Origin of the sequence: Winogradskyella ouciana, from assembly GCF_965284585.1 — a bacterium.
Lineage (GTDB): Bacteria > Bacteroidota > Bacteroidia > Flavobacteriales > Flavobacteriaceae > Winogradskyella > Winogradskyella ouciana.
On sequence record NZ_OZ260095.1, the window covers coordinates 1404549 to 1415795 of the forward strand.

Consider the following 11247-nt stretch of genomic DNA (forward strand, 5'->3'; position numbering starts at 1 on the left):
CCATAAATTCGAGGAATTTTAATTTTCTACACAAAAACTTATGAAAACAAAGCTACATTTTGTTTTGTCATTATCCATGTTTTTATCGGTATTTTCTGCTTTAGCTCAACAGGGTTATTGGCAGCAAACCAATGGAATAGATTTAAACAGTAATGATGAAAAAACGACACTAAATCAAAAATTTTATCAGACATATCAATTAGATTTAGATGCATTTAAAGCTGAACTTGTAAATGCTCCATTGCGTTCTGATGTGACGACGTCGTCAAACGCAAGGGTTTACCTTCCCAATGTTAAGGGTGAACTTGAGCAATTTATGGTTGTTGAAGCACCTGTATTATCAGAAGAACTCTCTGAGTTGTATCCTGAGATAAAAACTTACATAGGATACAGTATGGAAAACCCAGGAACCAGAGCACGTTTTAGTGTTACACCTCAAGGATTGCAAACGCTAATATCCTATCCTAACGAACCAATGAACTTTACGGTGCCGTTAAGTAAAACTGATAATGGTTCATACATCGTTTACAGTAGAGAAGTAAGAACGGTGGGCTTAAAAGATTATGAGTGCCTTACTGAAAATGAGTTTTTGCCTATTGATACAAGTGGACTGGCAAGTAGAGATGCGGATGACCAAACCTTGAGAACGTTTAGAATTGCGATTTCAACTAATGGTGAATATACCAACTTTTGGGATGATGGTGATAATTCTAATGGAGATGCTCAGGCAGATGCGCTTGCCCAAGTCGTTTCTACGTTAAATAGAAGTAATGAAGTATTTGAAGTAGATATGGCAGTAACATTTACCTTAGTAACAGGTACTGAAATTATATATCCAGATGCTTCTTCAGACCCTTATAGCGGAAATTTTAATGGTGAATTACAGTCAACCTTAACAGCAAATGTAGGTGAAGCCAATTATGACATAGGACATCTATTCGCTTTTGGAGGTAATAACGGTAACGCGGGTTGTATTGGATGTGTCTGTGTAGATGGACAAAAAGGAAGTGGATTTTCATCTCATTCATTTCAAGATAATGATGGAGGGCCTTATATGTCAGACTTCTTCGACATTGATTATGTACCACATGAAATTGGTCACCAGATGGGTGGGAATCATACTTTTTCTCAAGGTAATGAAGGACAAGGTGTAAATGCGGAGCCTGGTAGTGGTACAACCATTATGGGTTATGCAGGTATTACTGGTGCTAATGATGTACAAGATCATTCAGATCCTTATTTTCATTATTATACAATTCTTCAGATTTTAACCAATTTAGAAACTCGAACTTGTTGGGTTGGTACTGCTATTAGTAATAATCCACCAGTGGCAGATGCTGGCTCGGATTATACAATTCCAACAGGAACAGCATTTGTTTTAAGAGGTGCAGCTACTGATGCTGATGGAGGCGACATCTTAACTTATACTTGGGAACAAATTGATGATGGTACAACCACATCAGGAAATTTTGGACCTGATAAAACTACAGGTGCTGTTTGGCGATCTAGACCACCAAATACATCACCAGATCGTTATATGCCAATTATAGAGCGTGTAGTTGCTGGTCAATTGACAGAAACGAACCCAGTGGAAACTGTGGATAATACGTCTTGGGAAACTGTATCTAATGTTGGAAGAGCATTAAATTTTGCCTTAACGGTAAGAGACCGAAGTGAAGCAAATGGTGTTGGACAAACACCACAGAGCGACTATGATACCATGACAGTTAATGTAGAAGGTGCCGCTGGGCCATTTGTAGTTACTTCCCAAACCACCAACGAAACTTGGGATGCTGGCTCAAACCAGACAGTAACTTGGGATGTAGCTGGTACAGATGGAGGTGCTGTAAACACTCCAACTGTAAATATTCTATTATCAACCGATGGAGGCTTTACCTATCCATTTGTAATGGCAACAGACGTACCAAATGATGGTTCGCATGATGTAACTGTACCTATTACAGGAGGTGACTCTTCAACAGCAAGAGTTAAAGTAGAAGGGAATAACAACATTTTTTACGCTATTAATTCAACAAACTTTACGCTACAAGAATCAGAATTTGTATTAAATGTAGCAGATAGTTCAATTGATGTTTGTACGCCAGATGACGTGGTATATAACTTTACTTATAACACCTTCCTTGGGTTCACAGATGAGACCACTTTTAGTGCTACTGGATTGCCAGCTGGTGCTACTGCTGTGTTTTCACCGACATCAGCAACAGCTGATGGAACTGCAGTAACTGTAACAGTATCAGGAACTGGCAGTTTAGCTATTGGCAACTATCCTTTTACCTTAGTTGGAACCTCAGGAGGAATAACTAAAACAGCTGATGTAGAGTTTAATGTTTATGACTCTAATTTGGCGACACTTAATATATTGACACCTGCTGATGGTGCTACAGATGTTGATGCATCTAACGGAGTAGTATTTACATGGGATGCAGATCTAAATGCAACTGCTTACGAAATAGATGTTGCTACAGATGCTGCTTTTACAAACATAGTAGCAGGTACAGTGGTAAATGACCCAACATTTACAGCAACAAACTTAAATATTGTAACAGAATATTTTTGGAGAGTTAGAGGAGTTAATGATTGTGGTACAGGAGCTTATTCAGAAGCTAGTTTTACTACAGCAAATATTATTTGTGGATCTTTTGATTCTACAGACACACCTATTGATATCCCTGACTCCAACACATTTGGGGTTAATTCAGTAATTAATGTTCCGACTACATCTATAATCTCAGATGTAAATGTAACGGTAAATGTATCTCACGAATGGACAGAGGATATTACGCTGAAGTTAATTGCACCAGATGGAACGGAAGTTTTACTCACGGCAGGCAATGGTGCAGATGGTGATAACTATACAAATACAGTTTTTGATGATGAGGCATCTACTCCTATAGGAGCTGGTACTGCTCCTTTTACTGGGAGTTTTCAACCCGATGGAGATTTATCTGTTCTTAACGGAGGATTCTCTGGTGGTGATTGGACCTTAAATGCTTCAGATACTATAGCTTTTATTGCAGGAACATTAGATAGTTGGTCTTTGGAAATCTGTGGAATTCCTCAAGCAGATAATGATGATGATGGCATTCCGAACGATGCAGATAACTGTCCAGATGTTGCTAATTTTGATCAAGAAGATTTAGACAACGATGGTATAGGAGATGTTTGTGATGATGATATTGACGGTGACGGAGTATTAAATGTTGATGATAACTGTCCTTTGATTGCTAACGCTGATCAAGCAGATGAAAATGGAAATGGTATAGGAGATTTATGTGATACATTATGTGGAACTTTTGATTCTGCTGATACACCTGTTAACATACCAGATAATTTTGAAGGTGGAGCGGATTCTAACATTGATTTTTCTGGCGCCTATGAAATTACAGATGTCAATGTTACAGTAAACATAACACACACATTCGATGGCGATTTAACATTGGTGTTAACGAGTCCATCAGGTACTTCAGTGATTCTATCAGACCAAAACGGTGGAGGTGGAGACAACTATACTGCTACCGTATTTGATGATGATGGAGATACAGCTATTCAAGCTGGCGCACCACCATTTACTGGGTCTTTTATACCTGAGGAAGCTTTATCTGCCTTTAATGGCGAACCTTCGGGTGGTGTATGGACACTTAATGTTGCTGATGGATTTGGAGCTGATACAGGTACAATTGATAGTTGGACACTAGAAGTTTGTGGATTTGAGCAAGATGATAATGATAGTGATGGTATTCCTAATGCTGAGGATAACTGCCCTGATACTGCCAATACAGATCAAGCAGATTTAGATAATGATGGAATAGGTGATGTCTGTGATGATGATATAGATGGTGATGGGGTATTAAATGTTGATGATAATTGTCCAGAAAATGCTAACCCAGAGCAAACAGATTTTGATGGTGATGGAATTGGTGATGAGTGTGACGAAGAGTGTACCAATGGAACTTCACTAGATACACCAATTGATATTGCTTCTTCAGGAGATGATGCAGATTACTTTGCTACTATTGATATCGTGGAAAGTTTAATAATCACAGACGTTAACGTAACAATCAATATTGAGCACGATTGGGATGCAGATTTAGATATTTCTATAACAAGCCCTGATGGTGTAACGGTTGATTTATCCTCTGGAAACGGTGGAGGTGGCGATGATTATATCGATACGGTATTTGATGATGATGCAACTTCACCTATCACAGCTGGATCACCACCATTTACTGGTTCTTTCCAACCAGAAGGTGATTTAAATTCATTTAATGGTGACTTTTCTAACGGAGTTTGGACGATTACAGTTTCTGATACATTTGGAGCGCTTGATGGAGGTGTGATCAATTCATTGTCAATTGAGGTTTGTGGAACAAGAGACCCAAATGATTTTGATGGTGACACTATTTTAAATGATGATGATAACTGTCCGTTAGTTGCGAATACTGATCAGTCTGATATAGATGGTGATGGAATTGGTGATTTGTGTGATGATGACATGGATGGCGACGGTATTTTAAACGTTGATGATAATTGTGCAATGATACCTAACCCAGACCAAGCAGATAACGATCTTGATGGTATAGGAGATATTTGTGACGATGATGACGATAATGATAATGTGTTAGACGAAGAAGATAATTGTCCTTTGGAGGCTAACCCTAGTCAATCAGACCTTGATGGAAATGGAGTTGGTGATGTTTGTGATAATATGTTACCTAATGATGTGCTAACACCTAATGGTGATGGTATTAATGATACCTGGATTGTAATTAATGCTGAAAGATTCCCAAGCGCATCTGTTAAAGTTTATAATAGATGGGGTAATGAAGTATACAGCACTAAAGGGTATAGCAACGATTGGAACGGATCTTATAATGGTGAAACTTTACCAACAGGTTCTTATTACTATTCTATAGACCAAAACGGTGATGGTACAGTGGTGCTTACAGGATGGATATATTTAACTCTTTAATAGCATATAACTTAAATAAAATGAACACAATGAATTTTTATAAAAACACTTTAATAATAGTTGCAATTCTTTTGTTTGGGTCTGTATATGCTCAACAAGAACCCAACTATACTTTGTATAGATATACAATGAATATTATAAATCCTGCTTATGCAGGTGCCGATGGTAACACGAGCCTTACATCAAATATTAGAAGTCAATGGGTTAATGTGGAAGGTGCGCCAGAAACTCAGAGTTTCTTTTATTCTCAGCCTATTGGTGATAAAATAGGAGTAGGTGTGTCATTGGTAGCGGATCAAGTATTTATTGAAAGTCAAACAACTTTTAATATTGATTTTTCTTATCGACTGCAAATCTCAGAAGCTACAGACCTGTTTTTGGGCTTAAAGGCAGGAGGAAGTACATATGATATAAATAGAGATAATCTATCGAATTTTGGTTTTCAATCCGATCCGGCATTAAGTAATATAGATACTGGTTTTAGACCAAATTTTGGAGCTGGTGCATACTTAATGAACGATGATTATTTTGTTTCTCTTTCTGTACCTAGTATTCTATCTAGCGAAAGAATTGATGAATCAGAAGGAAGAGTAACTCAAGCTACAGAAGAGGCTCATGTGTATTTGTCTGGTGGTTATAATTTTTCCATAAGTGAAAACACAGAATTTAGACCTTCTACTATTATTAGATATGTAAGTGGAACTCCATTGTCAGCAGATATTACTGCAGCTTTTAGATTTTACAAGAGGTTTGAAGTTGGAGCTGCTTATAGAACAGATGAAGCTTTCGCTGGATTAATGATGGTTAACTTAGCCGACTGGATGGATATTGGCTATGCTTATGAAAGTTCTACTAGAGATGATATTTCTAATATGAGTAATGGGACACATGAAGTTTTAGTGAGATTTAATTTTAAGAATAAATCTGATTAAGACAGTTCTTATAAAATAAAAAAGACCGCAAATTGCGGTCTTTTTTATTTTCCATTAAATTGGTTCATGGTAGTATTTACGCCTGCTAGAGCAAAGGATTTTATGAGTTCAACAGAAGTTTTTAAACGTTCATTGAGCTTCGCGTTTTCTTCATCACCCCATTCACCTAAAACATAATCTGCCTGTCTTCCTTTACTAAAAGCATCACTTATACCAAACCTAAAGCGATTATATTTAGTGGTCTGTAATTTATCTTGTATATCCTTGAGACCATTGTGCCCACCATCACTACCTTTTGTTTTTAACCGTAAAGTACCAAAAGGTAAATTGAGATCATCGGTAATAACGAGTAGATTTTCTAATAGAATTTTTTCTTTTTCTAACCAATATTTTACGGATTTTCCACTTAGATTCATATAGGTACTTGGTTTTAGAAGAATCAGAGTTCTCCCTTTTACTTTTAGGGTAGAAACATCACCCAGCTTTAATGTTTCAAAAGAAATATCTTCTTTATCTGCCAGGTAATCTAAAATCTTAAAACCGATGTTATGTCTGGTATTACTATATTTTTCGCCAATATTTCCTAAACCAACAATTAAGAATTTTTTCATGTTGTCTTCTTCATTTTGCTCATTAGTATTGCTAAAACCAAGCCATTTTTTTAAAAATCCAAACATCTATTTCTATTTGTGTAAAAATAAAAAAAGCATTCTTGTTAAAGAATGCTTTTCAATATCTAATATCAGGAAAATTTATTCCTTTACAGCAGCAACGTCATCCGTTTCTGTTGCTGGCACCTCTCCTGCTTCTGTTCCTTCTTCTCCTTCAACTCCTTCTTCATCTTCGTCCTCATCAACTGCATCAACAATGGCCAACCTACTACGTCTTACTTGACATACAACTGTATTTTCTGGGTGAATTAAATCGTAATCATCGTTCTTTAAGTCGCCAATGTAAACTTTGTCTCCGATTTTTAAAGGTGTAATATCTATCTCTATAAAATCTGGTAATTTAGAAGGAATAGCTTTTACTCTTAATCTTCTGTAAGGCATTCTTAAGTTTCCACCATTCAGCACTCCTTTTGATACACCTTCTGTTTTGACAGGAATTTCCATGGTGATGGTCTTGTTTTCATAGATTTCATAAAAATCTATATGAAGGATTCTGTCCGTTACAGGATGAAACTGAATGTCTTGCATTACAGCATTAAAACTGTCTCCGTTATCTAGTTTTATCACAACCGTATGCGCATTTGGTGTGTATACGAGTTTTGAAAACGCTAGTTCTGGCGCTGCAAAATGCACTGGCTTAGCTTCTCCTCCGTATAATACGCAAGGAACCTGACCAGCATTACGTAAGGCTTTTGTTGACGTTTTGCCCACGCTTTCTCTTTGAGATCCATTGATTGTAATTGATTTCATTTTAGAAATTTTAATTTATATTATTAATTACCTCATTTTGAGGGTTTGTCCTCTCTAAGCAGATCCTGCGTTAAAGGGCTGCAAATTTAAAAATATAATACGGAAATACTAGCGTTTAAGCACTATTTTTTAGTACTTGAAAAAAAATGATAAGAAAAAAGACATTTTAGCTAGAAAAAAGATGTTATCAAGGACTAAAAAAACCGGTTACATCACAAACTTATTACTAATGGATTTGTTATGATGCACATTATACATAACCTCTGCAAACAATTCAGCACAATTTAAAACTCTTAATTTTTTACTTTCTTGTTTTAGAGGAATAGAATTAGTAACGATTAACTCTTCAAGTTTAGAGTTTTCTAATCTTTCGTAAGCACTACCAGATAAAATAGGATGTGTACATATTGCCCTTACACTTTTAGCTCCACGTTCCATCATTAAATCAGCAGCTTTCGTCAGCGTACCTGCAGTATCTACCATGTCATCTACCAAAACCACATTTTTACCTGTAACATCTCCAATGAGTTCCATGTGTGAGATAACGTTGGCTTTTGCACGTTGCTTATAACAAATAACAACATCACTTTTTAATGCTTTAGAATAAGCGTAGGCACGTTTAGAACCTCCCATGTCTGGTGATGCAACTGTTAGGTTATCTAAGTTAAGACTTTTTAAATATGGTAAAAATATAGTGGAAGCGTATAAATGATCTACAGGCTTTTCAAAAAAACCTTGTATCTGATCCGCATGCAAATCCATTGTAATGATACGAGTAGCACCAGCAGCTTCAAGCATTTTTGCTACTAATTTAGCAGCGATTGGCACTCTTGGTTTATCTTTTCTGTCTTGTCTCGCCCATCCAAAATAAGGCATCACAGCTGTAATATGTCTTGCAGATGCACGTTTGGCAGCATCTATCATTAAAAGCATTTCCATAAGGTTTTGCGGACCTGGATGTGTAGAACCGATGATGAAAATTCGAGTTCCTCTGATAGATTCTTCATAAGAGGGTTGAAACTCACCATCGCTATACGTAGATGTTATAACCTTACCTAATTTAACTCCATAGGCGTCAGCAATTTGTTCTGCTAAATCTTTACTTTGGGTACATGGAAAAACCTTGGCTTCTATGGTATTATTCGGCATTGCGATGAGTAATTAAAAAGAGTTGTTAGTTGTGTTTTTAGCTAGGGTCAAATTTAGGAAAATTATTTGCTAGGGAATATATAAAACCTAGTATTTTTAGTTGGTTAGCGAAAAATATTTTCTATTTTTGCTGTCCAAAATTTGCTCAAGTGGCGGAATTGGTAGACGCGCTGGATTCAAAATCCAGTTTCTTCGGAAGTGTGGGTTCGATTCCCACCTTGAGTACTAAAAGCTTCAACGTATGTTGAGGCTTTTTTATTTACTGTAATTTGAGAATTCTATCCTATGCAGATATAGTATTGTCTTTCAGGTCTTTTGGTATGTTTTTTGTGACTTTTTGGTTAGAGACTAACTATAATCAACTTCATTATGTCAAGAAAAACAATTCTCTTTTATACCTTTTTGCTATTAGGTATAGGAATTACCAACGCCCAAATAGATATAGAGTGCAAGACTAAGCTTTCAAACTTTCATGAATCGGTTAAAGCTAAAAAATACGACGCTGCCTATGAGCCATGGTTGTACGTAAAAACCAATTGTCCAGATTTAAGCTTAGCAATTTATGTGGATGGCGAAAAAATTCTAAAACACAAAATTGATGGAGCCGTAGGTGACGAAAAGAAGAGTTTTATTGAAACCCTTTTGGCTTTATGGAAAGATAGAAGCCAATATTTTGCAAGTAATACGCCAAAGGGTGAATATGACGCTAAAGCATGCCAGTTGCAATATGATTATAAAGACGAATTAGGAAAAACCAATGCAGATTTATACGATTGTTTCAATGTAGCATTTAATGCAGACAAAGCATCGTTTACACACCCTAAAAGCTTATATACTTATTTTTATTTAATGGTAGAATTGTTTGATGAGGGCAAAAAATCTGCAACTGAATTGTTTAATACTTATGACGATGTTAGCGAAAAGATTGACGTTGAAGTTCAGAACTATTCTGAAAAACTTAATGTACTCATTTTAAAACTTGAAAGCGGAAAAACCCTTACAAGAAAAGAAAAAAACAAGAAAAGAGCCTATGAGAGCTATCTTAAAAATTATGCGCTCATTCAGAATAATATAGATGCCATAGCGGACAAAAAAGCTAATTGCGATAATTTAATTCCGTTGTATTCTAGAGACTTCAAAATTCATCAAAATGATAGCGTATGGCTAAAACGTGCTGTTAACAGAATGTACCATAAACAATGCACGGACGATGCGCTTTATGAGAAGCTTGTAAAACAATACGACAAGGTAGCACCATCTGCTGATACCAAAATTTTTGTGGCAACGGTTTTATATAAAAATGGAAAGGATGAAGAGGCCTATAAATACCTTGAGGATGGCTATAAATTAGAAACCAGACCTTATAAGAAATCTAATTTAGCCATTAGAATTGGTGTTATCCTTAAAAATAAAAGACAAAACGCTAAGGCAAGAGTGTTTTTATGGGAAGCTGTAAAATTAAACCCATCAAACGGAAAGCCACATTTAATAATTGCTGAAATGTATAAAAGTAGTGCAAAGAACTGCGGCAAGGACAATTTTCACCAACGCGCAGTCTATTGGTTAGCGGTTAAAGAAGCAAAAAAAGCGTCTAGAGTTGACCCAACATTGCAAAAACTGGTCAATCAATCTGTTGCCAACTATATGGCAAAAGCACCAACAAAAGAAGAAGTATTCTTAAAAACTATGCAGGGAAAAACAATAGAAATAAAATGTTGGATTAATAGATCTGTTGTCGTTCCCAAACTTGATTAAAACAACGCGCTAGCAATAGTCCTAATATTATCACTTTTACCCATGGAATAATAATGTAATACAGGGATACCAGCTTTTTGCAATTCTTTGGATTGTTCAATACACCACTCTATACCAACTTGTCTCACTTCCTTGTTGTCTTTGCATTTTACAACGTCTATGATAAGATCCTCTGGTAAATCAACATGAAAGCGATGTGGAATTAAATTCAGTTGTTTTTTTGTGGATATGGGTTTTAATCCAGGGATAATAGGTACGGTAATACCTTCCTTTCGGCATTTTTTTATAAAATCGAAATATTTTTGGTTGTCAAAAAACATTTGGGTGACAATGTAAGTGGCACCATTTTTTATTTTCTTTTTCAAAAAATGGATGTCGCTATCTAGGTTAGGAGCTTCCATATGTTTTTCTGGGTATGCCGCAACACCAATGCAAAAGTCGGTTTTAGAACTATTCAATAATTCTTCGTCTAGATAAATACCTTTGTTTAAATCTTCAATTTGCGCAACCAATTCATTAGCGTAATTATGACCCTCTTTTTCAGGTTTAAAATAAGTTTCGCTTTTTACCGCATCACCACGTAGTGCCATCACATTATCAATGTCCAAAAAATCTAAATCAATCAAGAAATTTTCGGTATCCTCTTTGGTGAAGCCTCCGCACAAAATATGCGGAATGGCATCCACACCATATTTATTTTGTATAGCGGCACAGATACCCACTGTACCTGGTCGTTTTTTAACCACTTGTTTTTTCAATAACCCATTTTCAACTTCCTTAAAAACATATTCTTCGCGATGATAAGTGACATCAATAAATGGGGGTTTAAATTCCATTAAAGGATCAATATTATCAAAAATAGACTGTATATGTTGCCCTTTTAAAGGTGGCAATATCTCAAAGGAAAATTGTGTTTTTCCATTGGCTTTTTTTATGTGCTCTGTTACTTTCATTCCCCTAAATCCCCAAAGGGAACTTCATTTATTAATTTCATTTTGGC

General features: G+C 36.0%; 7 protein-coding genes and 1 tRNA gene. 4 read left to right on the top strand and 4 right to left on the bottom strand.

Annotated features, from left to right (window positions below; genetic code table 11):
- Nucleotides 1-40 precede the first annotated feature (40 nt).
- Together ACQ65V_RS06225 and ACQ65V_RS06230 are read left to right on the top strand one after the other, a co-directional pair.
- Nucleotides 41-4990: a thrombospondin type 3 repeat-containing protein gene (locus ACQ65V_RS06225; protein ID WP_430467285.1), complete on the top strand. Its 4950-nt coding sequence runs from the start codon at nucleotides 41-43 to the stop codon at nucleotides 4988-4990.
- A 29-nt stretch (nucleotides 4991-5019) separates the two neighbouring features.
- Nucleotides 5020-5922, top strand: a complete 903-nt coding sequence (locus tag ACQ65V_RS06230) for a PorP/SprF family type IX secretion system membrane protein (protein ID WP_430467286.1) — start codon at nucleotides 5020-5022, stop codon at nucleotides 5920-5922.
- 44 nt (nucleotides 5923-5966) lie between these two features.
- On the opposite strand, the gene pth is transcribed toward ACQ65V_RS06230, so the two are convergent.
- The 3 genes from pth to ACQ65V_RS06245 form a co-directional block, all read right to left on the bottom strand.
- Nucleotides 5967-6599: an aminoacyl-tRNA hydrolase gene (gene pth, locus ACQ65V_RS06235; protein WP_430467287.1), complete on the bottom strand. Its 633-nt coding sequence runs from the start codon at nucleotides 6597-6599 to the stop codon at nucleotides 5967-5969.
- A gap of 75 nt (nucleotides 6600-6674) precedes the next feature.
- Complete coding sequence (locus ACQ65V_RS06240) at nucleotides 6675-7343, bottom strand: 50S ribosomal protein L25/general stress protein Ctc (RefSeq protein ID WP_155088871.1); 669 nt, start codon at nucleotides 7341-7343, stop codon at nucleotides 6675-6677.
- A gap of 207 nt (nucleotides 7344-7550) precedes the next feature.
- Nucleotides 7551-8492: a ribose-phosphate pyrophosphokinase gene (locus ACQ65V_RS06245; protein ID WP_155088869.1), complete on the bottom strand. Its 942-nt coding sequence runs from the start codon at nucleotides 8490-8492 to the stop codon at nucleotides 7551-7553.
- A 143-nt stretch (nucleotides 8493-8635) separates the two neighbouring features.
- Between ACQ65V_RS06245 and ACQ65V_RS06250 the strand changes: the two genes are divergently transcribed.
- Together ACQ65V_RS06250 and ACQ65V_RS06255 are read left to right on the top strand one after the other, a co-directional pair.
- Nucleotides 8636-8717, top strand: a tRNA-Leu gene (locus ACQ65V_RS06250).
- A gap of 144 nt (nucleotides 8718-8861) precedes the next feature.
- On the top strand, nucleotides 8862-10247 hold the full coding sequence (locus ACQ65V_RS06255) for a tetratricopeptide repeat protein (RefSeq protein WP_430467288.1): 1386 nt from the start codon (nucleotides 8862-8864) through the stop codon (nucleotides 10245-10247).
- Here ACQ65V_RS06255 and metF read toward each other — a convergent pair.
- Nucleotides 10244-11200, bottom strand: a complete 957-nt coding sequence (metF, locus tag ACQ65V_RS06260; RefSeq protein ID WP_430467289.1) for a methylenetetrahydrofolate reductase [NAD(P)H] — start codon at nucleotides 11198-11200, stop codon at nucleotides 10244-10246. The genes ACQ65V_RS06255 and metF overlap by 4 nt on opposite strands.
- Nucleotides 11201-11247 lie beyond the last annotated feature (47 nt).

What these genes read in the sequence shown, in the direction of transcription:
- pth (WP_430467287.1), bottom strand. Translation starts at nt 6,599, where the DNA reads ATGTTTGGATTTTTAAAAAAATGGCTTGGTTTTAGCAATACTAATGAG.
- ACQ65V_RS06225 (WP_430467285.1), top strand. Translation starts at nt 41, where the DNA reads ATGAAAACAAAGCTACATTTTGTTTTGTCATTATCCATGTTTTTATCG.
- ACQ65V_RS06245 (WP_155088869.1), bottom strand. Translation starts at nt 8,492, where the DNA reads ATGCCGAATAATACCATAGAAGCCAAGGTTTTTCCATGTACCCAAAGT.
- ACQ65V_RS06255 (WP_430467288.1), top strand. Translation starts at nt 8,862, where the DNA reads ATGTCAAGAAAAACAATTCTCTTTTATACCTTTTTGCTATTAGGTATA.
- ACQ65V_RS06240 (WP_155088871.1), bottom strand. Translation starts at nt 7,343, where the DNA reads ATGAAATCAATTACAATCAATGGATCTCAAAGAGAAAGCGTGGGCAAA.
- ACQ65V_RS06230 (WP_430467286.1), top strand. Translation starts at nt 5,020, where the DNA reads ATGAATTTTTATAAAAACACTTTAATAATAGTTGCAATTCTTTTGTTT.
- metF (WP_430467289.1), bottom strand. Translation starts at nt 11,200, where the DNA reads ATGAAAGTAACAGAGCACATAAAAAAAGCCAATGGAAAAACACAATTT.